24 protein-coding genes and 4 pseudogenes are annotated in these 25,638 nt (G+C 31.8%); 10 read left to right on the top strand and 18 right to left on the bottom strand.

Going from position 1 to position 25,638, the window contains the following annotated elements; all coding sequences use genetic code 11:
• Positions 1-17: 17 nt before the first annotated feature.
• The 4 genes and pseudogenes from ACXKY9_RS31675 to ACXKY9_RS31690 form a co-directional block, all read right to left on the bottom strand.
• Entirely contained in the window at positions 18-341 is a 324-nt protein-coding gene (locus tag ACXKY9_RS31675; RefSeq protein WP_016090539.1) for a nucleoside triphosphate pyrophosphohydrolase, read from the bottom strand.
• 522 nt (positions 342-863) lie between these two features.
• Positions 864-1,604, bottom strand: a complete 741-nt coding sequence (locus tag ACXKY9_RS31680; protein ID WP_016090538.1) for a hypothetical protein — start codon at positions 1,602-1,604, stop codon at positions 864-866.
• A gap of 1,142 nt (positions 1,605-2,746) precedes the next feature.
• Complete coding sequence (locus ACXKY9_RS31685) at positions 2,747-3,247, bottom strand: hypothetical protein (RefSeq protein WP_411269011.1); 501 nt, start codon at positions 3,245-3,247, stop codon at positions 2,747-2,749.
• 396 nt (positions 3,248-3,643) lie between these two features.
• Positions 3,644-3,747, bottom strand: a pseudogene (locus tag ACXKY9_RS31690) (IS6 family transposase); the annotation flags it as partial.
• A gap of 113 nt (positions 3,748-3,860) precedes the next feature.
• On the opposite strand from ACXKY9_RS31690, the gene ACXKY9_RS31695 reads away from it, so the two are divergent.
• Positions 3,861-5,696: a DNA/RNA helicase domain-containing protein gene (locus tag ACXKY9_RS31695; protein WP_016090536.1), complete on the top strand. Its 1,836-nt coding sequence runs from the start codon at positions 3,861-3,863 to the stop codon at positions 5,694-5,696.
• Positions 5,697-5,866: 170 nt separating this feature from the next.
• On the opposite strand, the gene ACXKY9_RS31700 is transcribed toward ACXKY9_RS31695, so the two are convergent.
• Positions 5,867-6,292: an HD domain-containing protein gene (locus tag ACXKY9_RS31700; protein WP_000936395.1), complete on the bottom strand. Its 426-nt coding sequence runs from the start codon at positions 6,290-6,292 to the stop codon at positions 5,867-5,869.
• Positions 6,293-7,180: 888 nt separating this feature from the next.
• On the opposite strand from ACXKY9_RS31700, the gene ACXKY9_RS31705 reads away from it, so the two are divergent.
• Together ACXKY9_RS31705 and ACXKY9_RS31710 are read left to right on the top strand one after the other, a co-directional pair.
• A complete protein-coding gene (locus tag ACXKY9_RS31705; RefSeq protein ID WP_016090535.1) occupies positions 7,181-7,546 on the top strand; it encodes a hypothetical protein in 366 nt (121 codons plus the stop codon).
• A 138-nt stretch (positions 7,547-7,684) separates the two neighbouring features.
• Positions 7,685-7,957 (top strand): HU family DNA-binding protein, encoded by a 273-nt coding sequence (locus ACXKY9_RS31710; protein WP_016090534.1) that lies wholly within the window; start codon positions 7,685-7,687, stop codon positions 7,955-7,957.
• Between the two features lie 359 nt (positions 7,958-8,316).
• Here the strand turns inward: ACXKY9_RS31710 and tnpB are convergent, their stop codons facing one another.
• From tnpB to ACXKY9_RS31730, 4 genes are all read right to left on the bottom strand, one after another.
• Positions 8,317-9,435, bottom strand: a complete 1,119-nt coding sequence (tnpB, locus tag ACXKY9_RS31715; RefSeq protein ID WP_040120033.1) for an IS200/IS605 family element RNA-guided endonuclease TnpB — start codon at positions 9,433-9,435, stop codon at positions 8,317-8,319.
• Between the two features lie 354 nt (positions 9,436-9,789).
• Positions 9,790-9,996, bottom strand: a complete 207-nt coding sequence (locus ACXKY9_RS31720) for a hypothetical protein (protein ID WP_228161275.1) — start codon at positions 9,994-9,996, stop codon at positions 9,790-9,792.
• A 207-nt stretch (positions 9,997-10,203) separates the two neighbouring features.
• Positions 10,204-10,362: a Phr family secreted Rap phosphatase inhibitor gene (locus ACXKY9_RS31725; protein ID WP_000725639.1), complete on the bottom strand. Its 159-nt coding sequence runs from the start codon at positions 10,360-10,362 to the stop codon at positions 10,204-10,206.
• Positions 10,362-11,453 carry a response regulator aspartate phosphatase gene (locus ACXKY9_RS31730; protein ID WP_001102657.1) on the bottom strand — a complete coding sequence of 364 codons (1,092 nt, stop codon included), beginning with the start codon at positions 11,451-11,453 and terminating at the stop codon, positions 10,362-10,364. The genes ACXKY9_RS31725 and ACXKY9_RS31730 overlap by 1 nt, the downstream gene beginning before the upstream one ends.
• Before the next feature lie 583 nt (positions 11,454-12,036).
• Here ACXKY9_RS31730 and ACXKY9_RS31735 point away from each other — a divergent pair.
• The 3 genes and pseudogenes from ACXKY9_RS31735 to ACXKY9_RS31745 form a co-directional block, all read left to right on the top strand.
• Positions 12,037-12,546: pseudogene (locus ACXKY9_RS31735) on the top strand (Y-family DNA polymerase); the annotation flags it as partial.
• Positions 12,547-12,598: 52 nt separating this feature from the next.
• Positions 12,599-12,973, top strand: a complete 375-nt coding sequence (locus tag ACXKY9_RS31740) for a hypothetical protein (protein WP_001158653.1) — start codon at positions 12,599-12,601, stop codon at positions 12,971-12,973.
• A 446-nt stretch (positions 12,974-13,419) separates the two neighbouring features.
• Positions 13,420-13,815, top strand: a complete 396-nt coding sequence (locus ACXKY9_RS31745; RefSeq protein ID WP_000491768.1) for a DUF3221 domain-containing protein — start codon at positions 13,420-13,422, stop codon at positions 13,813-13,815.
• Between the two features lie 56 nt (positions 13,816-13,871).
• On the opposite strand, the gene ACXKY9_RS31750 is transcribed toward ACXKY9_RS31745, so the two are convergent.
• Both ACXKY9_RS31750 and ACXKY9_RS31755 read right to left on the bottom strand, forming a co-directional pair.
• Entirely contained in the window at positions 13,872-15,398 is a 1,527-nt protein-coding gene (locus ACXKY9_RS31750; RefSeq protein ID WP_016090530.1) for an NAD(P)/FAD-dependent oxidoreductase, read from the bottom strand.
• Positions 15,399-15,987: 589 nt separating this feature from the next.
• Entirely contained in the window at positions 15,988-16,122 is a 135-nt protein-coding gene (locus tag ACXKY9_RS31755) for a hypothetical protein (RefSeq protein WP_001177694.1), read from the bottom strand.
• Positions 16,123-16,370: 248 nt separating this feature from the next.
• Here ACXKY9_RS31755 and ACXKY9_RS31760 point away from each other — a divergent pair, with 248 nt between their 5' ends.
• Positions 16,371-16,481: a YjcZ family sporulation protein gene (locus ACXKY9_RS31760; protein ID WP_000540371.1), complete on the top strand. Its 111-nt coding sequence runs from the start codon at positions 16,371-16,373 to the stop codon at positions 16,479-16,481.
• An 89-nt stretch (positions 16,482-16,570) separates the two neighbouring features.
• Here the strand turns inward: ACXKY9_RS31760 and ACXKY9_RS31765 are convergent, their stop codons facing one another.
• The 5 genes from ACXKY9_RS31765 to ACXKY9_RS31785 all read right to left on the bottom strand — a co-directional run bounded on the left by ACXKY9_RS31765 (position 16,571) and on the right by ACXKY9_RS31785 (position 19,367).
• The gene (locus ACXKY9_RS31765) at positions 16,571-16,870 is read right to left on the bottom strand and encodes a hypothetical protein (protein ID WP_000301804.1); all 300 of its coding nucleotides are present in this window, start codon (positions 16,868-16,870) and stop codon (positions 16,571-16,573) included.
• 240 nt (positions 16,871-17,110) lie between these two features.
• A complete protein-coding gene (locus tag ACXKY9_RS31770) occupies positions 17,111-17,845 on the bottom strand; it encodes a DUF874 family protein (RefSeq protein WP_033679600.1) in 735 nt (244 codons plus the stop codon).
• 345 nt (positions 17,846-18,190) lie between these two features.
• Entirely contained in the window at positions 18,191-18,409 is a 219-nt protein-coding gene (locus ACXKY9_RS31775; protein WP_000240396.1) for a hypothetical protein, read from the bottom strand.
• Positions 18,410-18,697: 288 nt separating this feature from the next.
• Positions 18,698-19,168: a DUF6773 family protein gene (locus ACXKY9_RS31780; RefSeq protein ID WP_000413130.1), complete on the bottom strand. Its 471-nt coding sequence runs from the start codon at positions 19,166-19,168 to the stop codon at positions 18,698-18,700.
• A gap of 1 nt (position 19,169) precedes the next feature.
• Entirely contained in the window at positions 19,170-19,367 is a 198-nt protein-coding gene (locus ACXKY9_RS31785) for a helix-turn-helix transcriptional regulator (RefSeq protein WP_000116660.1), read from the bottom strand.
• A gap of 539 nt (positions 19,368-19,906) precedes the next feature.
• Between ACXKY9_RS31785 and ACXKY9_RS31790 the strand changes: the two genes are divergently transcribed.
• Complete coding sequence (locus ACXKY9_RS31790) at positions 19,907-20,395, top strand: hypothetical protein (RefSeq protein ID WP_000369592.1); 489 nt, start codon at positions 19,907-19,909, stop codon at positions 20,393-20,395.
• A gap of 1,195 nt (positions 20,396-21,590) precedes the next feature.
• Here ACXKY9_RS31790 and ACXKY9_RS31795 read toward each other — a convergent pair.
• Positions 21,591-21,782 (bottom strand): annotated as a pseudogene (locus ACXKY9_RS31795) (TasA family protein); the annotation flags it as partial.
• 10 nt (positions 21,783-21,792) lie between these two features.
• On the opposite strand from ACXKY9_RS31795, the pseudogene ACXKY9_RS31800 reads away from it, so the two are divergent.
• Positions 21,793-21,855: pseudogene (locus ACXKY9_RS31800) on the top strand (YjcZ family sporulation protein); the annotation flags it as partial.
• Between the two features lie 655 nt (positions 21,856-22,510).
• A complete protein-coding gene (locus tag ACXKY9_RS31805; protein WP_016090527.1) occupies positions 22,511-23,404 on the top strand; it encodes a helix-turn-helix domain-containing protein in 894 nt (297 codons plus the stop codon).
• Between the two features lie 181 nt (positions 23,405-23,585).
• Here the strand turns inward: ACXKY9_RS31805 and asnB are convergent, their stop codons facing one another.
• A complete protein-coding gene (gene asnB, locus ACXKY9_RS31810) occupies positions 23,586-25,412 on the bottom strand; it encodes an asparagine synthase (glutamine-hydrolyzing) (protein WP_016097404.1) in 1,827 nt (608 codons plus the stop codon).
• Between the last annotated feature and the right edge of the window lie 226 nt (positions 25,413-25,638).

Raw genomic sequence — 25,638 nt, forward strand, 5'->3', positions numbered from 1 at the left:
TGCCCCCTTAGTAATTATTAGTCCTGTACATCAATAAGGTAGATAGCTTTCTCAAAACCACCTCGCTTTTCTTTTTTCTCCTTACGAATCACTTCCAACTCTTCAAGCTTTACTCCATAAGCTCCCAATGAAGCATGAATTAATTCTAAAATATCTGCAAGTTCTTCAACAGCTTCCTTTTTCTCAACAGCTTCCTTAAACTCATGTGCTTCCTCTATCATTTTTGTTTTTATTTCCATTAGTAACTCATCAGGTGTGAGTATTCTTGCGTTGTAGCTTAGACCCTCGGCTTTGATAATTTCTAAAATATTATCTCTTACTAATTTGTTATAGATAGGCATGTTTACTCTCCTTTATATATATTAATTATTTAAAGTAATCGTATCATGATAATTGCCCCATCCACCACATAAAAGAGCATGCTACTATATTTAATCATTCTGGAGGAACTTTAAAGATTAATGATTATGTTTCTCTTATTGAAGAAGATGCTTCTGAAGGCAAAAAATTTTATATTGTAGACGAGATCAAATCATAACTAATGATAAATACAAACCTTTTTGTTTATCGACACAGCATATAAAGATTTACGAAGACTTTGGAATCGTAAAAAGATGATTAGCTGACTATCCTCCTGCAGACTTTGGTCCTCTACTAAGTGCACATTATGATTATCTAAAGACATATGAAAAAATACGATGAATTACAAGGGGTTTTATACACTCTTTCCTTTCACGAATCACAAAATTGCACAGAAACACAGACTACCATTCAAAATAAATTAAAGGAATTAAAAAAGAAAATTGATACAAAAACACAATGCCTTTCTTTCAAGAAAAATAAAAAGACCGAAATTGGTCTTTTTATTCTTCCTCACCGAAAAACTTGATAAATCTTTTTCCAAAATTACTCAATTTATATTTTTCTATATTTATTTCATATTTATCAGGTACAGGAGACTGCCACTGATAAGGCATACCTGTTTGTATGTAATCATCCTGAAATGGTTCGTCAACCCGCTCCTTTACATATTGGAGGATTCCAAGCCTAAATAACTTATTATCCATGTACCTCTTTAAATCTTCCCTTTCTTTTTCTGCTTCTTTTTCTTCTTCCGTGTAGTCCATTTTTAATTGAATATTTAACTTCATCTTTTCCGGATTTTTCATCATTTCCATTGGGACAACATATTTTTCAGTAAGGTGAACAATCTCACTTAACCTCATTTCAGCTAAGACATCATAGTAATGAAATATTTTATCAAAATCTAGAATATCATTATCAATTATGTATTCGAAGCCATTCAATATAATCTTTATCTTTTCTGCTTGTTCATCATTCATTATTCTATTAAGAACAATAGGGAAGACTTCCTGTTTCAAAAATACTTCATTTTCACTTTGATCTAACTTTCCTGCAATTTTTTCTATTTTTCCTTTTAGATTATTTAATTCTTTATTTATCTTTTTAAATTTAAAATGATTCAATATGGACCCAATGACAGGAGCAGCTCCACCACCGATTTCAACCACCTCTTGCACAGGTTCTTGCAATGAATCTGGTAAATTTTCACACATTATATTTATTAATTCTTTTATATCCATAAACGAACCTCCTAAATATCCATTCAATTATTAATATAATCATATAGTATTTCAATTCAAATAAAAAGAACGCTATAAGCCGATTAATTTAAAAATAATTCTTCCAATAGCAATTTTCATTTTCCATATTAAGAAAAATTAGAATTCACTCCGTCTTGAATCTTTGATACTCTTAAACATTTAATTTAGACTAATATTTTAAATCCAATACAGAGCTTTTCCAGTCTCCTAAAAGCTATTCTTTATTCTCTTCAATATGGTAACTTATTGTTATTAAATTCAATACGTTTATGTAATCCAGAATTTAGTTTATTTTCATTAATTCCACTACTTGAAAATTCCCCCATCACCTCTTGATACGCTGAGAATTCCTCAGACCGCTTATAATCTGAGTGATCACAAATATTTTCTAGTGATCTATAAACATATCCTCTAATCTTATCCTCTGGGATATTTTTATATCTTACATTTTCAATTGTTTCTTCTGCAAATTTTTTTATAAATCTGTTTCATTGCTTTTATTCCATCTACCAACAGTAAATTGAGTATAAAATTCATTAGCTTCATTAAAGACTTAAATTGATTAAATTCCAATGATTTGGTAATTGTTCCTTGATAATTATCAAAATTATCTTTGTTCTTTTTTATTTCTCTTTTTAATAGTTGATCCCTTTTGTACAGGCTTGCTGTTATCTTTGTATAAACCTAGGGTTTCCCTTTTGGAAAGGCTGGATTCACTTTCTTGCTTTGCTGTCTCTGGATTTGTTTATGTAAAAAATAAAATTCACAAACAAAAAATCATCAGAATTCCCAAGGGGCTTGCTGTTACATTCTATCAACTTTAAATACAAATATATTAACCACACTCTTAAAAATTGATACAAAACAATCTGAGAACCCATTTTTTGATAAGTGAGATAAAATCAATATTTTATTTAATCAAAACAAAAGGACCATTTAGGTCCTTTTTGTTATAAATAAAAATTAACCATTTTTACTAATTCATGAACATCAAAGTCTATTTCAGTCGGTAAATATTTACTATTATGTACAATAATATTTAAAAAAAATACTGGATATTTTTATTTAATCTTATAAATAAAAAGCACCTCTAATATATAGGAACTTTTTATTGATTTAATCTATAAATTCTTTTTAACAGAACATTTCTTCTCATTTTCAAGTTCGTCAATACACATATCGATTACCTCTTGTATTATTCTAACCCTAGTTTTATCAGTATGACTCATAAGATATGCAATCATAATACCAATGATAAAGAATACTAAAGCAGTACCTAGTCCATAATAGAATACTTGAGAAAGTCCACTATCCATTTTTGGAAGGAGGTATTTTGTAACGTCAACAATTCTTCCTGTTACTACCATACTAGCAAATGCGGATGATAATATTGCGAATATAAATGTTTGAAATACTAGCACTGTACTATCTTTTTCCACTACATTTAAATATGCTCTAAATCTTTTTAATTTATTTATATCTCTATGAAAATATCGTTGTATTCGTTTTTTAATAATACCAATATTATCAATAATATCTTTTGAAACAATAGAATTTCCTATTATTAATTGCAATTCAGCTTCAATATCTTGTATTCCCCCTGTCCATGCAAATAACTCCATTTCTTTTGTTTTCTTATTTAAAATTTTTTTACGTATCCATTTGATTGTCTTTACTAGAAAATTAGCTATTATTATGTCCAATAAAAGACTAATGATGCAGTATAAAATTAGTCTAATATAATTAATCCCATTTCCTATAAATCCTCTTAAAGGGTCTAAAAAAACAGAGAATACTATTAGTATTACAAACAAAACAAATGTGACTAAACACAGTTTTTTCATCATTAAAACACACTTCCTATATATTTTAAAAATATATATTTATATATAACATATAACAAATACATAAATATAATCAATATTTCTTTCCGCTAAAAAATCGTTTAAAATAGACCAAATTCGTCTCTATATAAAGCGAAGATCCTTTTCTACTATGCTATTCAAGTACTTCCGTTACCTAAGTTGCATCCCAACATTTATACTTTTTCTTTTTTAAGCTGTTCGATTGCTATAAAATAAGTTGAATTCTTATCGATTGTAATAATACAAAGCTTTGAAACACAATACTTTAGGAAAAATATATTTTAACTCTTTTCTTATTCCAAACTATTTATTTTATTTTGTATAATATAGATATTCATATATAAAACCATATTACAAGGAGGCCTTTATCTTGAACTATGGCTGGACTGGAACTATTGAACAATTTAAGCAATTAGATGTACAGTTTTTTATTAAACAATTGTTAGCTCATGTTTATAAAAACAATACAAATGATCCAAAAATAGATTCTCAAAAGAGAGCATGGATGGATAGTTATAATAAACTACAAGATTTATTTAATCGATTTTCTAATTTAGATGCATCACTTATTTTTGAATATGAGATTTTACGCGGAGGCGGTCGTCGCCCAGATGTACTTTTACTGATCAATGGTTATCTGATAGTCCTCGAATGTAAAAGTTATAATAGCGTTTCACCTTCTGAATATATCCAAACATCTCTTTATATGCGTGATCTTGAACATTATCACTCAGCTATTCAACAATCTAACATGCAAGTCATAGGTGTTTTACTGCTTACAAACTATGAAGGCGAACGCTGGATTTTCCAAAAAGAGTATCAAGTAACTCTTTCAACAGTTGATGGATTGGAAAGTATTATTAAACGAATATTAAATAAAACAGAAACACCAACTTTAACGCTAGAGGAAGTAATCAATGGTGTCTATGAACCCTCACCTTCTATGCTAGAAGCTGCTCGTTCTATTTTAAATAATGAACCGCTCCCTGACATTAAAGCTGTATCAAGCAGTAACTTTCCAGAAGTACAACAAACTGTACGCTCAATTATTGAAGAAGCTCAACGTACAAATACCCATCATCTCATTTTAGTATCTGGTGAGCCGGGAGCAGGTAAAACATATTTAGGTCTGATCATTGCACACGAGATGAAAAATACAGTTTATTTATCTGGTAATGGACCATTAGTAGACGTATTACAAGACACGCTGAAAAATAGAACCTTCGTACAAGGTCTATATGGATATAAAATGGATTTCCTTGAAAAGAGAATGATTCCAAAAGAACAAATAATCATTTTTGATGAGGCCCAACGAGCATGGGATGCAAAAAAAGTCGACCAATCACTCACTCGAAGAAATCGAGAACCTCAAAACTTAAGCGAACCGGATATTATAATGAATGTCACAACAAATAATAAGCCGTGGAGTGTAACAATTGGTTTAATTGGTGACGGACAAGAGATCTATTCTGGTGAAGAAGGCGGTCTCGCTCTATGGAATACTGCGATCGCTGGAAAAAACGTGACTGTTCACTCTAAACATCCTAATTCTTTATTTACAAATGCAGCACATTATAGAACTCATTCTCAGCTACATTTAAACTCATCTTTCCGTGCTCATGCAGCTTTAAAATACTATAAAATTATTAATACCTTATTAGATGCTAATTTTGAACAAACAAAACAGCTTATTCATAAGCTACCAAAAGAACATTATCAACTTTTTATTACGCGTGATTTAGCCAAAGCCAAACACACTTTACATCAGCTTTATCAGGATGATACAAAAACAGTTGGCGTTGTCTGTGCTGGTGGCGCTGATCATCAAAAAGAAGTCCCTGTTCTACCAAGAGATGAACGATATGAACGCCCTAGTAAGATCGCTCAATACTTTAACTATGCCGAATCCCAATACTATTGTAGAGCGCTCAACTACAGCTCAACTGAATTCCAAACACAGGGTCTTGAACTAGATATGACGCTTGTTCATTGGGATGATGATCTATATCTACAAAATGGGAATTGGAAGGGGCAACACTATCAATGGGGTGTTGAAGATCCATTCCAAATTAAACTCAATGCATATAGAGTTATTTTAACAAGAGGTCGGGATGGAACAATTATTTACATACCACCAAAACCCATTCTAGATGAGACTTGGGACTTATTAAAAAACCATTTACATATTCCTGAATTAACGTTTTAAGGCTTATAATAAGAGACGATATTCTAGACTCCTTTAGAATATCGTCTCTTATTTTTTTATTTTATAACAACCAGAGAATTGTTCTTACATGCCTTAAAACATTGCAAGAAGGAGTTTCTTTAAACAACTAGTATTATAAGAAATTGTCACTTAAGAAGTTGCTGTTTCTTTTATTCCCCTAAATACTGAATCGCTTTGCGATACTTCTCCAATCGTTTTAGGTCTTTATCTGTTATCCTAGCAAGTCTTGAGCGATCAGAATTATGTTTTAAGTCTGCAAGTTTAACTGTACGGGCAAGAGAATTTTCTTTCACTCTGCACAAATACTCAAAATAAGGTGTGTATTTCTCTTTTGTCAGTACCTGCACTGCCTCAACTACGTTATGAGGTATACCAGCACTTAACAGATCATTAGCAGTTATCTCTGTATCTTCCAGAACATCATGCAAATAAGCAGTAGCCTTCTCTTCGTTCGTATTTACAAAGCTAGCAACCGCCTCAGGGTGTTTGATATAATCCATACCTGCTTTATCTACTTGTCCAGCATGGGCTTTTTTGGCTATCTCATGAGCTATCTTTATATAATCAGGTAACATCGCAAAATCTCCCTTTCTTTAAACAAAATCTCCCTCTCTAGCCAGCTATTCTAAAAGTGAAGGAGGAAAATATTGATATAATCCCTTAGCAAATCATTGGAATTCATCTTGAAACAAAAAATTTATAAAAAATGCCATCCTCTCTGTATATTTCTACAAAAAGAATAGCGTTTTTTGGTTATACGGATACATTTTTATTTTAATTTGAATTACACCCTTTTCTCTTACGGGTATTTACTATATTAATGAAGAAAATTAGTCCGAAGATAAGGAATAAAAATGGGTGTACCCATGTTCTAAAATTAACAAGACTTATAATAAACATTATAATGCAAAGGATACAACCTATAATATCAATGCTAAAAGATAACTTCCCCTTTATTTTTTTCATTTATAACTATTCCCTTCCAGATGCCACCTTTAATTTATAATTCTCAATATAATAATAACATACGTTTCGATTTTTAACTTTTTACATTTAATTACTTTTTTGGTTCTGGTGCAACAAATACCTTTATTGTGTGCACCAGGGTAGCAAGATAGCAATTACCGATGAAATTAAAAGTAAATCTGAACAGGTTGAAGAATCCATTACAAAAAAGCTAACGAAGCAAAAATAAACAACATATAGATTTGAATTATATTTCTCAACAACCAAAATTACTTAATGTGGTAAAATAATAATTGGATTGGCATCCAATACCATACTACGTTGGTTCAAGTCGCAGAAAGGCACCTTAGGGTGTCTTTTTTTTGTTTGAAACACATTCTGCCAAAATACCTGTATCTTTTTTGAATTACGACTCATATAATCCAACAAACTTCGTATATATAATTTGTTACCCTAAATGGGTTGACAATACGAACAGTTATAGGAGGATTTTGTGAATGGTAAAAACAGCATGTGTAAGTATGATTACTGGCATTCTTTTAATATGTTCAACAGGATGTGCCACTCAAACTGATTCTATTACAACTAAAACTCAATCAGTAGATGATGGCGCATATACAACAAAAGAAATCACAGACGCATTTCCTGTAGGAACCCCCATAACTACTTACATTCAAAAAGAAGATAAACTGAACGTAAAACATATCACCAGTATTACACTTACAGATGGTGGCGTCGGTAGAGTTTTGGAAGCAACAGATGGTTTTGTTGTTGTATGTGGGAATGAAAAAGGAGTTTTTGATGTGTTAACATTTAAAACTCTGGAAGATGTAAAGAAATATGAACAGAGTTTAAAGCGATAATTAATATCCTCCTTATGCCTTTTACACAGACATTGTCCTCTTGCTCTTGCTATGGCCTTTTCTAAGTACAGTATAATTGCGTCATGAATACACACACGTTATAATAGTCACCTAATTACATATTAAGAGGTGCAGAAAATGAATAAAACTGAATTAACAAAAGTAGTAGCAGAAAAAGCTGAACTTACACAAAAAGATGCTGCAGCAGCAACACAAGCATTATTAGATACAATAACAAATGCGTTAGCAACTGGAGAGAAAGTACAGATTCTTGGTTTTGGTACATTTGAAATACGTGAAAGATCTGCACGTACAGGACGTAACCCACAAACAGGTGAAGAAATGCAAATCGCGGCTTCAAAAGCACCTGCTTTTAAAGCTGGAAAAGAATTTAAAGAGGCAGTGAAATAATTACACATAGTCAAAAGGCTTTCCACACCCCAGCTTTGCCCCCTACCCTTCGCATATCCTGTTTTGGCTAGCTAATCTGGTTTGTTAAGGGGGGAAAAGAGAAGGAGGGCAAAAAAAAGAATCCTTTAAAAATCAGGATTCTTTTTTTTGAAGTATCGCCTATTGTAAAGTATTTTTATAAGAATGTGTAGTAGAAGGTTATAGCAAATCCGATTAAAAAGAGTAATGATACGAGGAGATAAACTCTTTTTTTGTTATCTTTTGCTATTATTTTATCTAGTGTATTGAACTACCCCCACTTTCACTTCGTTTAGAAGTGAGGGATTCCTAAGTAAAGAGTTCTATCGAACTCTAATTGATTAGGCTAACCCCGCAGTCCTTGCGGTTAGAAGCCTTATCGCTTCATGCTTTAGATTGATACTTGCGTTAATATCCCTATCATGGTGTGTACGACAAGAAGGACAGTCCCATTCACGTAGGTTTAGATTTTTAACGTCTTTATTTTGATATCCACAACAGGAACATAATTGGCTGGAAGCAAATGTTTTCGATACGACAATGACTTGTTTGCCATACCATTTTGCTTTGTATTCTAACATTGATCGAAATTGCAACCAAGATACCTCACTAATTGCTTTTGCTAACTTATGATTTTTTAACATATTCGATACTTGCAAATCCTCTATACCGATAACATCGTGGTTTTTGATGATTTCAGTTGAGATTTTGTCCAAGTAATCTTTTCTAGCATTTGATATGTATTCATGAATTCTAGCTATCTTTACTCGTTGTTTATTCCAGCGAGAAGATCCTTTCATTCTTCTAGAAAGAACACGCTGTGCTTTCGCCAACTTATCTTCTAATGATCGGAAAAACTTCGGATTTTTATAGTGTGTTCCATCTGACAAAATAGCGAAATCTTTTAGTCCTACATCTATTCCAATGTAAGAATGTGTTTTCGGAAGTTCTTGTACTTCTGTTTCAACTAATAGTGACACAAAATATCTACCAGCAGGGTTCCGTCTAACTGTAGCATTTACAATACGTCCCTCTACTTCACGACTTTTGGCAAATCGAACAAGGCCTAGTTTCGGTAACTTTATTTTGTTCCCTATAATGGCAATGTTTTCATTTGTTTGTTTTGTGGTATAAGATTGTACGTTGTTCTTCTTAGATTTAAAGCGCGGTGCGCTGTTTTGTTTTTTGAAAAAGCGTGTATAAGCATCCGCAAGGTTGCGAACAGACGACTGAATCGCAATACTATCCACTTCTTTTAGCCAAACAAGCTCTTTCTTCATGGCAGGTAGTTTGGCAGAGCATGTACCATAGGTCAAGCCTTTTCCTGTCTCTTTGTATGCTTGATCCCATAAGGATAGGAAATGATTGAATACAAAGCGAGAACATCCAATCGTTTTGTTGATTAGAATTGCTTGTGCCTGATTTGGATAGATACGAAACTTATAGGCTTTATTCATCATTATTTGATTCACCTCCATTTCGGTATATGACTATTATACACCAAACGTACATTCGATAGGTAGTGGAGTAACACTTTCTATATGTCGAACAATTAAGATGGCTTCCTGCCATCCCTTGTTCGAACCCAATTCATCTCCCACCTACTCACTGAACTGTGACCCTTCACGCTCCTTGAGGAAGGAGTCTTCTTGGCTAAAATGATAAAAATACCAACAATACCTGCGATTAATGCGAATTTAGAGAATTCAGATGGATATGTGAAGGCAACTACTGCCAAACAAGCAATAATCAATGTTAGTCTATAAAACAGTATTCCTTTAGACATTTCCATTTGAGGAATCACACCCTTCTTTTTATATTTGACTAGCAGCGCAACCAATTGCGTAACCAGCTAGACATCCAAGACAACCACCACATGCACCTTCGCAAGCCCATTTAGCCCATTGAGGCATAGTTTTCCAGTTGTTTTTAATACAACGTTGAACATCTTCCCAGTAACCTGCTTTTGCATTGTTTTCTTTTAAGATTGATTCACTTTTTCCATCAGTGAATAATTTCATCTGATTAAGTTTTCCATCTTTTGAATTTAGGTCTAAAGCCCCTACATTTTCACCATTTCCATAATAGAACAAAAAATTAAAATTTTTAATATTTTTCTAATAATTGGAATATGTTGTTAACTTAGAGAACTTTGATATATTCCGTTTTTCATTTATTTAAAAATCAGATTATAAAAAAACACCTTCAAGAATGAAGGTGTTTTTTTCTTATAAGTCAGCGTGTGTTTGTAATAAATAATCTGGTCTTGCTGGTGCACCTCCACCGTCTCCTATATTTACAGCTTGATTTTTAAAAGAGTCGTTTAACCCTAACGATAGGATACTAATTAAAGATATTCCAAGTATAGTTAGATAGATTTTTTTCATTATTTTAACGCTCCTTTTTCTAATTCATTTTTTTGAGCTGTATTGCTCATATAAAAATATTGACTTGCTTTGTTATGGTTATTTTCTTCATAAAACTTTAGAGCTAAGATATCAGCATATTCTTTTACGCATTCCCATAGTTTTTCTTGTTTGAAATAAGTAATACCTTCTGAAATAAATATTTCTAAAGTTAATGTAGGGACATTGTTGTTGAGGGCTCTTAAAATTTTAAAACGATGTTGGAATTCTTGATTGTTAAAATCGTTACTAAGTTTTAATCCTTTTTGAATTAGTTGATCGCTGTAATTATGGTCATTTATCTTATAGTATTCATATGCTTCTACGAAAAATGCTTTGAAATGGTTTGGATTGTTCTTTGTTACTTCAGATACATGACGAATCGCGAGTTTAGATAAATTTTGTTTTGAATATAACCAAGCTAAATTATGTCTTACCATAAGGATAGAATTTTTATGGTTATTTTTTTGGAATGTGTCTAGTGCCTTATTAAATGACTCCTCAGCTAATTCGAAATGTTTTAAATCAATACAACACAGACCTATAAAATTGTCACATAGTGCTACATTTATTTCATAACCTTCATGTTTTAAAAACTCTTCTTTAGCTAATTTTATATAATCAAGAGCTATTACTTGTTTATAGATTTGATAATAAAAATACCCCATTCGATAATTAAATTCAGCATGTTCTATTGGATCAGGAATGTGTATTAATAGTTCTTTAGCTTTTTCATAGTGTTCACTTGCTTCAGTGTAATTGGATGTTAAAGTAGAATGGAATGCTTTAAAGAAGTGATAATAATAAGCTAGGAAGTCATCTGCTGGAGTTGTGAAATTATCCATTTCATCAAAACTGCTTTCGTTAATACTTATCCAATCTGTTAATGCTTTGTATCTAAAATCTAATAAAGAATAATATAAGAGTACGTTTTGATTTTCCTTGACATTGTTAATTTCATTTTCTATATACTCTTTTAATTGTTTTGCTTTAACTAATTGTTGTTTTAACATGGATTGATACCAGTCGTTTAATAATTTTGTTATTTGTTCATTTTCTAGTTGAACATTCATAGAATCTTCCCCTTTTCCAAAATTATCTATATCTAATGTAAAACCATGGTATCATGGTATTACATTAGATTAACCTTTAAATAAGTTGATATATATAATTTTAAATATTCTGTTCATTTTACCTTTATTTTTATTGCGGCCTTTATTTAGTATGGTTTTAGCAAAAAAATACTAATAAATCCAGGGCACATTTAGGACATAATGAAGGATATTACATACGTTTATCATACACCTATGCTTTAATTTTACATTTATTAAATTTGATATATTAATTAATAGAAATCACCCATACACTTTAATGTTAGGTCATTGCCATCAAGTTAAGAAATTCATTATCCTAAAAATGAAAAAAATGATTTGTCATAAATTGGTGTAGAGAGATAAAAATTTTCTTTTTGTGGGTATGTTAAAATTTTAGCTTGATGGACATATGTCACGCCCCCTATTACTGATTGTTGTTAGAACTGCTGCTCCCACAAGAAGAATATCTGAAAAAATTATTTTAAAACAAAACCTCTTTATAAAAGAACACAAGCTCGTATATAATAAGAACAAACGTTCTTTTGTTTAGGAAGGAATAACAGTGTATGACTATTCTATCTTACCGAATAGAATCATCTTATGTGTTGATTTACGTAGCTTTTACGCTTCTATAAGTTGCATCAAAATGGGGTTAGATCCTATGTATACACAATTGGCAGTAGTCGGTGATGTAAATAGAAACGGTTCTTTCGTATTAGCTGCCACTCCCCCATTAAAAGAATTGGGAGTAAAGAAGATGGCCAGATTATACGAGATTCCTCGAAGAAAAGACATTCTTATTATAAATCCGATTATGGGAACATACATTAAATGCTCTAATTACATAACAAAGTTAGCTTTGCAGTACGTTCCTATTGAGGATTTTCACCAATATTCCATCGACGAGTTCTTCATGGATATTACGGATAGCATTCATTTATTTACTAACGATCCCTATCAATTTGCGTTGAAATTTAAACGTGAAATATATGCAAAAACACAGATCGAATGCACAATAGGAATTGACCCTAACCCTTTAATGAGCAAAATAGCTTTAGATATAGATGTAAAATAAAATAAATTTACGTAAACATGTTTAAATCATTATAAAGGAGCATAAAAGAATGCAAGAGGTTCAAATAAGAAAGAATGCAGTAGGAGCAATTATTCATAATGATATTAAAAACTATCCCTATTTAAATATACCTATGGTTATTAAAGAGAAAGATGGACAGATTTATGAAGTTATAAACACTGGTTTTCACACTAATAATGCAGTAAGAATGATAACAACGGACGATTTTGCTACAACCAGAGTAAATACACCGATTGTAACTGTAAAAAACAGTGATGGTAATATTCAAGTATACCGCTTGCCTTTAGAATTGGAATCTTGGGTAATTTCTTGTATGCAGGCTGCTTCTGCAGGAAAAATTTCATTTCCATGTAAAGTTTCCTTTGGGATTATAGATACAAAATATTATGTTGAATTCATTTAAAATTAGAATACATTTAACATTTGATGTAAATAAAGACGGAACACCAACATTTTGCAAATTCTGTACGTCAAGACTAAATCTCTTAATCAAACCATATTTTATTATACGTACCAAAACTAATTACCAACAACAAAATAGCCTAAAAAATATTAAACATACTTTATTAACGATATTATTAATGTCAAATAAAAAAAGAAGAGAGAAAACATTCTCTCTTCACCAATAATATTTTACAGAGTAAGTAGGGTAAAAAACTATATAGAGATGAACCACGAAAATACTTTACCTAGTGAATTATATCATAAATCACTCTAAAAAATACATATCACATACAATTTTGTTTTATTTATGACAAAATTGTTAAATATTTGAATGCAGAAAGGCTTTATATCTAAATGAATAGAAAGGTGTTGGTGTGGTAATAAAATTTAAGGAGGCTTTCTATTATGTTTTCAAAAAAACAAAAATTATTAACAGTAGTTACAACATTAACATTAGGGTGCGGATTTACTTTTGGCTTAACACCTGCTTCTGCGGATACAGCCAATAACACTTCTCCAATTAAGGAGGAACAGGTACGAATACAAATACCTTTCACGGGCTATGTTATTTCAGCAGACGATAATTACTTAATTGTTGCTGATACTTTTACGAAAGAAGAAGCACTTTATTATCAGAATAATTGGTGGGAGCTAGTTTCCCAAAATAAAATTTTAAGAGTACCTGTATCCAATGGTGAAAACTACAAATTAGGTGAAAAATTAAACGTATACGCTGCTGCTTGGACTTACTCTTTACCACCAATCGCTATAATGCCAACAATTGAAAAAGTAGTTGATTAAATACTGCTTATCTAATAAAAGAAACATTGCCCTAATTAGAGCAATGTTTCTTTTCCTCATTTGACATTAGAAATTGAAATGGATGAGAACAGATTTGGAACGCTATTCTCAAAAGCTAATGTAAAGGAAGGGATTAGTTCATGTATTCTTTCTTGCATTGGTTTCTTATCTACTTCTCCAAGTTCGTTCAAAAGTTCATTCTCTTCTGAAGACTCATCTCCATTGATTAACATTCTTAACATATCTGAGTTAATGATTTCATGAGGCGAATGAACTAGCCCATTCATCATTATATATTTTTGGAGCATGGATGAATTACCTTCATTTGCTTGCTTTGCAGCTTGTTTAAGATATAAAGCAAAATATTTCTGTGCAAATTTCACACCTTTGAGTGGAACAGCTCCTACATGTTCAACACCTTTCCAACGTAAATCCGCAATTGAACTCAGCCACCATGCCGGCTCAATAGCTTGTTGCATACGTTGCAGCACCTTGCGTTCGAATCCAGGTTTATGAGTAGAATGTTCTTTTAAACAAGTATCTAACATTTCAGCTTCAATGGCAGCTACGGTCATCCCCTGTCCATAAATGGGATCAAAGTTACAAAAAGCATCACCTAACACTAATAATCCAGATGGCCAATTTTCCATTTGTTCAAAATGTTGACGAGTTGACTCCTGCGCTCTAAATCCTCTTGGGACACTAATTGGTTCTAACTCTTTAATTAACTCCCTCATCATAGGGGTAACTAATGAGTCCAGTTCTTTTTCATATTCTGTTGAATTGGTTGGTGGATAGTGCATACCTCCAGCAACAAATAGTAGCGCTTGAGCTATGTTATCTTCAATATATAATAACCCTACAGCTCCAACGTTTTTAGCAGGATCTCCTTCAGAAATTGCACTCAATTTCTCTTTGATATGTGAAGGTACTTTATAATATCTCGTGCTATATCCAAAATTCACCTTTAAACGTTCTGGTTCTGGAACATCATAGCCCATAGATGTAAGCCATTTATTGAGTTTAGATTGACGACCACATGTGTCAACTACCAAATCGGTTAACACAGTTCGCTTTGTTTTTAATTCGTCTCGTTCTTGAATATGAATTCCAATAACACGCTTGTGATCAGACGAAGCTAAAAGGCCTGTCACCGCTTGCTTTGAATAAAAATGTACATTAGGAATTTCTTGCACACGTTGGCGGATTGTCCATTCTAACAATGCTCGACTGCTTGCTGCACCTTTTCGTTCTATAACTAGTTCCAGTGCCCCATACGGAGAAAATCGAATCATTTTATCATTCTTGACATTATGGGCCCCTAAATTTAATAAATCATCAACATATCCAGGAAAGAAACGGTTCATAATTATTTCTCCACGTGGTAATACACGATGAGGATGAAAGTCTTGGGGTGTACCTGGACGTTCAGATGGTTTTTGAGGTAACTCATCTTTTTCAACAACTATCACTGTCTCAAAATAACTGGAAAGCACGCGTGCAGTAAGTAAGCCTGCAATACCAGCTCCAATCACAAGTGCCTTTTCTCTTTTTTGCTGTTGATATAGTAATTGATTATCCATCAATAATCTCTCCTCTTTCTAAAAAGTATGTTTGTTCAGCATGAAACTATTAAAACTTTTCCAGAAATCAGAATAAACAAATGATGATTTTTCATTATTTTAATCAAGTTGGTTCAAATCAGAAAGTACACTCAAATGAGTATCATTTTTTAACAAGATTCAGGTTCATATACTGTATAACTGCTCACCGTTTATAATAGCCCTTTTTAAATACCGCTTTATTCACCCTCCTTTTATATTTTTTATAATTTGCACCTTAAATGTATCACTTTTGTTACCCTTATAAATATTTAGGGTTTTTAGAAACATTTATTTGATTTTTAGTAATATTAGGATTCTATTTTATCAAATAGAATCTAGAAGGTTTGAGAGAAGAATGTAATAATGCATAATAACTCAATTGGATATTATGATATTTTTTCAAAGAACTGATACAAAATTTCTTTAGATTGGAAAACTAAAGTCTTATCTACCTAATTGTGGGGACGCCTTATGGCGTCTTTTCTTTTTTTATTATAAAAACCCCTCAAGCATTCATATACTTAAGGGGTTATCGATTGAAAGATAGAGCTGTTTGAAATTCTTTAAATTAAGAACAAAGTGGGATTACTCCTAAACCAATTAATAAAGCTGCAGCAAACGCTGGAATTGGCGCAGGAATTTCGATACCTTCTACAACTAAAAAGTATTGACCATTTACTAATTTAAAACAAACTAATTGCATGGCTAATCCTCCCTTCTGTTAGGATTAATACATTATATTAATCTATCTTATTATTGATATAATTAAATAGTTTGTTTTTTAGAAAATAGGTAATCAATATTCCGGGGAAGCACATTAAATGATCTCTCCCTTATTTTCAAAAGGACCTGCTCAATTCATACGTAAAAACATAAGGTAAAGTGAACCCATTAAAACACATGGAATGACCCCCTAGTCTTTTTCTCTTATCTAAAGGAGGAACTATTATTATGGGATATGGTGGTAGTTGCGGCGAGGGCTGCGGTTTTGCTGGAGGCTTTGCTCTACTCGTTGTACTCTTTATACTATTAATCATTATCGGATGCAGTTGCTTCTGCTAAAAAACTATTAGAAAAGGCACCTTAGAGTGTCTTTTCTTTATGCGTAAGAACCTCGCCATCTTATAGAAATAGCGAGGTTCTTATCTATATTATTTAATATCTTGTTCCAGATTTTTATCAAGATTAGAATTACTATCATTATGGTAACATTGGTAGTTCTCTTCATGTAGCCTTTGTTGTTCTTGTTCAACTTTATTGTCATGATCAATCACCTTAACAACAAAAAATAATATTACGATTACAACCACTACAAATGGGATGAGAGCAGTTTTAGAAAGCTCCTTTAAATCCTCCTTTGCTTGTTGCTTTTCTTCTCCTGTTGAAAAAAGATAAGCAAATAAAGTTATTATAAATACAAAAAAACCGAAGAGTATTTCTACAACTGCCAAAATAGCATCTAACTTTACTTATGTATCCCCCTAATCTTACATATATACATCACTAATTAACCAATAATTCCCTTACATATTATATCAGCTAGATTACATGGATATATAATAAATTATTTGTATAGTTAATTTTATTAATTAACATGCATTACTGTACGATAATTCGATTCGTCCGAAGACCCCTTAAGTTTTTTTCTTTATGGAAAAATCCCCATACATTGTGTAGGGACTCTGTTTTTCTTACCATTTAATTTTTGTTGGATTTAACTTGGAAATATATCCACGTACTAATTGTTTTTCGTTACTGTCATAGATACCGATATCACCAGAGAAATTCTCCCAATATTCCCCTAAATAGTCTTTTGATGGTGCTTTCAAATCTACATTTAATCCCATAGCCCCAAAACTTGCCACTTGGCGCGCTGCTATGTTGCCTACTTGTTGCGCTCTTTCTTTCGTTGTTCCAGCTGGAACGATAACAACAATTCGAGTTAGACTGTCTTTTGCTTCAATATGAACGTCTTGCGCCTGTGCAGCCACCTTTATTCCATCCTTTGCTGTTTGGATGCCTAATTGGCTTAATTTCACATCTTTATTACGCGCTCCCTGGCCTTGTGCTGTCATCGATTGTTCCACTTTTTCTTGTGCTTGTGCCTCATTTAACCCGCTGACTTTTGGTTGTTCAACAGGCGTTGACTCCGCTTTTTGTTCTTCTTTAACTGTTTCTTTTGCTACATTTTCATGCTGTTTTGACTTATCCGTCGATTGTTGCATAGTTACTTTCCTATCTTCTTGCTGCTTTTCTGCCTGAAATGCTTTAACTTTTTCTTTTTGTTCCTCTTTCTTAACGTCTTGCTCTATTTTCGCTTCTTCAGTACCACACGCTGCCAATAATAAACCTGCTGCAATTGTTAAACCTGCTAATTTAATTGCTTTCATAATAAATACCGCCTTTTCATAATTTAATTCTTTCATATGTATAAACGAACTCAGCTACAAATATTGACTTTGTACTACATATTTGAATCATTTAAATGATAACATACTAATATTCAAATTCTTTATATTTAAATATTAATTTTATAATCTATTTTCAATCAAAACAAATTAATATTTGCATAAAACGTGGCAGTCATTCTTTTAAATCGATAGTGATAGGGTACCGCCACACATCCATCAAGCTAACAGAACAAAATACTCCCTAAAATAAAAAACGCCATCCTTTCCTATGATTCTACAGAAAGAATAGCGTATTTTTTCTTTTTATGGATACATTTTTCAGCTCAATAACGATGGGTTGTTACCTCGAATATAATTATTTTATTTAAATGTCTCTTTTAAATTTGTTTCATATCTTTTCATAGGTTGGTATACAAGAACGTGTAGTGATAAACCTATCACTGCAGCAATGTTTAAAATAATACTTATAATCATTAAAGACCCTTCTATAACTGGAGAAAAGTATCCATTCGTACTTAACGTAGAAGAACTTATACCAAGTAGTAAAATCACTATTAGTAAAGGTAAGTTTTTAACCAATTTGAATCCCCCTTTAAATGTAATATCTTTATATTATTATATCACACACTAGTTTATGTAATTAATATAAGATAGTTATCTATGGGCAATTTCACATGTTTTTTTGTTACAAGTTAGCACGAAATTTTGTTCTGGGGTACTATAAAATTTCCGCTTGATGGCGATGTGGTTCTATCCCATCGCTATCAAGCTAAGAAATTCATTGTACACCAAAACGAAAAAAGATGAAAAAAATAATAAAAAGCTTATCATTAAGTGCTAAAAGATAAGCTTTTTTGTCTATACTTATTAAATTTTATTTGATTTCTTCCATGCTAATACTGTAATAAGATATTGAATACCAAATAAGAAAGCGAAAAGTATAATAAATCTTGCTATTACTGATAACCATCCAACGAAATCTTCAGGTAAGTTATATTTGTATGTGGTAGCACCTATTGCGACAAAACAAAAAATAAAGGTATTGTTCATTTTTTCTTTTAATTTTTCTTTTAATTGTTCTTTATTATTAATATCCGTTTCATAGACACCAGTTAGAATAGACTTAATAAAAACGAATATCATATAACAAATTATAATGGCTAATGAAGCAGCCCATTCTAAAAATGGACGGTGTAGATATGCTCCTCTTATTACAAAATCAACAAAAGCTATAAGTAGGACAATAATTCCAGATTGAGCCCAAATTTTCATTTCGACTTGTTGAATTCTTTCATCTGGGTGTGTACTGAGTGAAAACCATTTTTTTAGTTTTTCCATTTTAAAATTCCTCCCAAAATAATTTATCTAAACTTTTATCTAGTGTTTTAGCTGTATGAATGCAAAGGTTTAAAGAAGGGTTATAATTATTACTTTCAATAATACTAATGTTATGTCGTGTAACATTTACAATATCGACCAACCCTTGTTGGGTCAGACCTTTTTCAACCCTTGCAAACTTCACTTTACTTACGGACATTAAATACACCTCACTTGTAAACATAACTTCATACCATAAATCTTATATTTTATATATTAAATTATTAATAACATAAATGCAATATATATTTTACATTAAGTCATTTATAAGTTGCACAATTCTATATTTTTGTATTTAAAACTATCCTACAAATATTAAAACAGGCCATTCTTTCTGTAGAATCATAGGAAAGGATGTTTTTTTTATGTCTGTTTCTGTATATGATAAATTAGAACTATTTGTTCAAGAGATTCAAAGTTACTTGTACGTATCTCCCAATTAATTGTGCAATCTAACCTTTTCATCTATTAAGTTCTTTTACTAAGGAATGGAATCTAAAAAAGAAATAGAAATGAGCCTTTTTTATTATTTTGTTCATCTTTTTTTCGTTTTAGGAGAGATTTTGTTTTTTATCTTGCTAACAATGTGGAGATATCCTAGGTTTAAAAATCCCTTTAGTTACTGCATACTAGCAACAACCTTTTGAAATTTAGGTTACTGCGATGTATAATTACCAGAAAATCTAAGGAGTTTTATATATGGATAATATGAAAATAATAGCTGAGGTTCTGAGTATAGGGTTACAAATTGGTTTATTTTCAAAAACTGAAATAATTGATTGGGCTGATCAGACAATTGAAGCATTAGATAGCCCTTCTATTGAAATTATAGAAGTTTCTCTATCTAGTAATGATAAGTTGGTTGACATCGTACCTAAATTAAAAAACGTAAAAGGAACGTATGATAAAAAATTACCCGTAAAAATAATACTGGGGCTGTTATGGGATAAATTTATCCTAAATGAAGAAAATGTATTGAAAATAAAACCATTTATATCTAATTTGATACATAATAATTGCTGTGAGGGATTCAGTTATGTAGATGAACAGCTATATAATTTTAATGAGGACATTAATTTAGCAGCAGATAATATATATGGGAATCTAGAAGATATTAGTCAAGATTTAAAAAGCTTTCTATTTCCTTATAAAGACTTTAGTAATTACTTCAGTTTTTGGGAAACTTGAAAAATATTAAATTGATGGTAATAGATCATTCGGAAATGTATTCCTATAAAATAGTAGTTTTATCGTTTTCCGATAGAAGACTCCTTCCTCAAAAATGTGAAGGTGTGAAACGCCAATTTTAGGTGGGAGATGAATGTCGGTTGGCATAAGCCAACATATTTGCTATCATTTACTTGTACAGATTGCTCTTCGAAAACTGAAGATATGAGGTTGGTTGCAGAAAAACGTTGCAACCGTAAAATCTTCAACGTTCTATCGCCCCACGCTTCTCAAAATCGCGAAAACCAAGCTAAAGTAGGGAGTGTGGTGAGTCAGCGTACAAGATACTTATGTTCTCACCGTAGGGACTGCGGGTAGAGCCTGCTAAGATAACTGATGGATACATCGGTGTTCGCAGGAATCTCCCACTTCAAACAGTCCGTTAGGACGTTAAGTGGTGAGTAGTTCAATATTACAGCTATCCTACAAAGTGGTTTATCTGTTCATAAAAAAGAAGAACTCATTACATATAATACCGAAATTTATTTTCGTGCTTTAAACCTTACTCCTATAGAATAGCTAGTACAAATAGTTGAACTCTAAAAAGAGATTAAAAAAATAAATAGTAAGACCAAGTTTCAACCACCCTTTACAGGTAATCTTTTACTTTTTCTACTTCACATATACAAAGGCTTCATTTGTCGTAATATAGTATATCCCCCCCTTTTCATTCATGATTCTTTACTTCTTTTCTCTCTCTTACCAATGAATATGGTATATAATTGAGCACCTTCCAAAACTGTTTTTCTTCCACATTACGAGTAAAATCCCCTCAAGATATCTCAAAAGCAGGATAATTATTTAATATTCCTATACTCTCCAACATACAACAATATACATCGTAAAATATATTTTACGATGTATTAAAAAAAAGGAAATCGTCATCAGTTTTCTCGCCCATATATTTATGAGAATATTTACCATTCACGATAAACTCCTCAATTTTAAAACAGTTCTTTTAATTGTATACTATACGTTTTTGTAGATGATTACCTAATTATTCAACGGAGTCGAAAGCATACGTTGGCCGCAAACTAAAAAGGAATAAGTTGATCAAAACGGCCATCTTATGCTTCTTGTTACAATTTTAAACATAGAGTATACAAATTTATTACACTTACTTTTCTTCACCGCTTGCTTGCATGGAATTAAACGTTCAATTTAATTTCAATGCATCTCCCTGAAATACATTTTGGTCTTCACCGCTATCTACGAATGTGAACATTACATAAAATGTATCATCATCACCTGGAGTAAATCCATTTCCTTCTCGATCTACAATACCTTTCTTTACAAGGTCAGGAATACTTCTATTTTTCGTAGCTACCTTTAATTCAGATAATGTAGAATAGTACGTTTTTGCTTTACTCGTTGTACTCTTTATACTTTTAATCATTATCGGATGCAGTTGCTTCTGCTAAAAAACTATGGGAAAAGACACTCTTATTTGGGTGTCTTTTCTTTATTTCTCAATATAAGAACTATAAAAATATGCTATGATTTTAATAGAAATTCCCTTGTGTGCAATGAGATAGTAATACCCAACAAAAACCCACCTATTTCCGTAGGTGGGCCTTATCTTTATTACACAATCCAAATTATACTCTGATTTTCCCATCAACTTTATGCAATTATACATATCTGGAAAAAATACACCGAATGAATTTTATATATAGTAAAATAATAAACGTGGATACATTCTATAAAGCAGATTCTTTTGAAAGGCGTAACATACCAATCATTATGGAAGGTGTCGCGTCACTCTAATACTGATCTCAAATCTCTTGTACTTTGTAAACTAACAATCTGGTGTATATAGACGATTCTGTTTTATAGGGTGTGTTTACACGTATAACAAAGGGATAATACGGATAAGTTTATACTAAATGAACGTGGTTCAAGTCGGAGGAAGGCACCTTAGGGTGTCTTTTTTTGTACATAATAAAAGCCTCACCATCCTATGGAAACGGTAATTCCTTTAAAACAAATAATAATTGTAAATATATTAATTTTACATTACATTAAAAGTTAGAGAAAGCTCTTATACTAATACAGTGCTAAATAGTAGGTGAAAAAATGGAATTTAACGATTTGGGTATTACCATTAAAGAACTTAGAATAAAAAAAAACATATCACAATCCGAATTGTGTCATGGAATTTGTTCACAAAGTCAAATTAGCAAGATCGAAAAAGGTGTGATTTATCCATCTAGCATATTGTTATATCAATTATCAGAAAGACTTGGCATTGATCCGAATCATATATTTGCACTAACTCAAAACAAAAGATTAAAATATACAGAAAATGTAAAATATGTAATAAAAGATTGCTTAAAGCAAAAACAATATAAAGAACTTTATGAAATAGTAAAAAAAGAGAAAAACTTAAATAATTTTCAAACAAAAGAAGAGAAACAATTTCTAATATGGCATGAAGCGATCGCTATATTTGAGGTAAATAGATCAACAAAAACTGCTTTAACTCTTTTAAATCATGCATTAAAACTAACTTTAACCAATTCTGATTTTTTATCAGAAAGAGAAATACATATTATGCAGACAATGGCTATATTTCATGGAGAAAACAAAGAATATGAAAAAAGTATTAAGATATTAAAAAGATGTTTAACTAATTTTAATAAGTTAGATCTTCCTAGAGATAAAGAAATTAAATTAAAAATCATTTTCAATTTAGCAAAATGTTTAGACTTCATATATCAACATGAAGAGGCAATAAAATACATTGATAGGGGCATCAAATTAGCAATTAATCTAAATACTTTATACCTATTAGGTGAACTATTCTATTTAAAAGGTCAGTGTTTATTAAAGATTAAACAACACAATGTAGAAGATGTTGTTTATAACTGGAAAAAAGCATTATTTATATTTGAACTAACAGAAAAAGAATATTATATAAAAATGGTACAAGATGAACTTATTGAAATACAAAATAAAAAACACTCATAATTTCGTAAAAACTACTTAAAAAACCCACAGGAAAAGTTTCCGTAGGTTTTACATTTATAAACATATTATTATTTTTTATAAAACCGCATTTCCAATTGTTAGATAACTATCTAATCCATTGGAAATGCGGTTTACTTAGGTCATTAATGTTTCAGCTATTCTCTTTATTTGAAAATTACATCTACCATACTAATTTAATATTATATTCCTGAAGCCAACTATTAACTTGAAGTAAATAATCTATTATACCTCTTGCATCATTACCTGAAATTACTTCGTCGTTTCCTTCTGCAATAGCACGAACTCTTTCTACATTAATTAATGGCAAAATAGGTGATTCAGGATTGTTCAACACATGTAACATCCAATCACTAATACCTTGTAGATAAGAGGCATCCTTAGTGCTTGGATATGCACTTTTTTTGCGATAACGTACATCTTCTGGAAGTACATTTTCAAAAGCTCTACGTAAAATACCTTTTTCAATATTGTCTATGCTTTTCATTTCGAATGGGACATTCCATAGGTATTCTACAAGTCGGTAATCGCAAAATGGAACTCGTACTTCAAAGCCATTCATCATACTTGTGCGATCTTTTCGTTCTAGCATAAATGGCAAGAAACGTGTAATAAACATGTAAGACATTTGACGTTGCTTCATTTGCAGATCACTTTCACCTTCTAAAAAGGGAACCTCAGCAACTGCATCTTCAAATTTTTGTTTTTGATATTTTTCAGGGCTAATCTTCGCTTTAAAATCCTCTGATAAAATTTCTGTACTATACCATAAATTAACACTCCAAGGGAATATCTCTGCATCTAGAAACTTCTCTTGATGGAACCATGGATACCCTGAGAATACTTCATCTGCGGATTCGCCTGAAAGGGCAACTGTTGCGTCTTTCTTCATTTCCTTAAATAGCAAATAAAGAGACGTTTCTAGTTCTCCAACTCCAGGTAGATCACGCGCTCGCATTGGAGTTAATAAATACTCTATTAAACTATCTGATCCTAACTCTATAGAATGATGCTTTGTTCCTACATATTCAGCCACACGTTTCACCCAAGGTTCATCACGATCAAAACGAAGGAAGTCTTGCTCAAAGTCTTTTTCATCATTGATGAAATTCAGAGAATATGTATGAAGACGTTCCCCTTTATTCCCAAATTCGTTTCCTGCTAAACCTGTTAAACCACTGGAATCTAAACCTCCGGAAAGCATAGATACCACTGGTTTATCAGCAATTAACTGACGTTTAACCGTATCTTGTAAAATGGAGCGGATTGTCTCGACTGTTGTATCAATATCATCTACATGTTTTTTACTTTCAAGTTTCCAATACTGTGTCGTAGTCGAGCCATTAGAGGTAAACGTCATATAATGGCCAGCACGCACTTCATGTATATCCTTGAAAATAGCATGACCAGGAGTACGTGTTGGTCCAAGGCAGAATATTTCAGAAAGTCCTTCTTTATCTACCTCAGCATCTACAAGTGGATGCGAAAGTAAAACTTTTAACTCTGAACCAAAGAGAATTGCGCTTCCCCTTTGAGCAAAAAATAAAGGCTTCACACCTAGATGATCACGACCAAGCATCAATTTCCCAAATCTTTCATCCCAAATACCAAAAGCAAAAATCCCATTTAAGTGTTGAACACAATCTTCTTGCCATTCTAAGTAAGCGTGTAGTAATACCTCTGTATCCGACTTGGTCTGAAATTCATGACCTTTCTCCTCAAGTTCTTTACGTAATTCCTGATAATTATAAATCTCTCCATTGAACGTAAGGCCAATTGTATCATTTCCATCTTTATAGAGCATAGGTTGAAGGCCACCTTCAGGATCAATGACGATGAGACGTCGATGACCTAATGCCGCTCGTTTTGAAAACCAATGCCCCTCTGCGTCAGGTCCTCGGTGAATGATAGCATCTGTCATTTTTTTTAACGTTTCTTGTTCATGAGACAGGTCTTTAGACCAGTCTATCCACCCTGCAATTCCACACATAGTGTCTACCTTCTCTCAAATAGTATAGAAACCGACTAAAATCCAATATCAGTCGGTTTTCCGTAAAAAAAATCCGACTAAAAACATCTTTTAGTCATGTTTATATAATAAAATGAATTAAATAAAAAATCAAATAATTCACTCAAGAAAGAAATCACTGTCCCCTTTCACTTGAATTCTCATCGTCCGATTATAAAAATTATTACCTCAAACTTTCAACTTTATC

It is taken from the genome of Bacillus sp. 2175, from assembly GCF_057812155.1.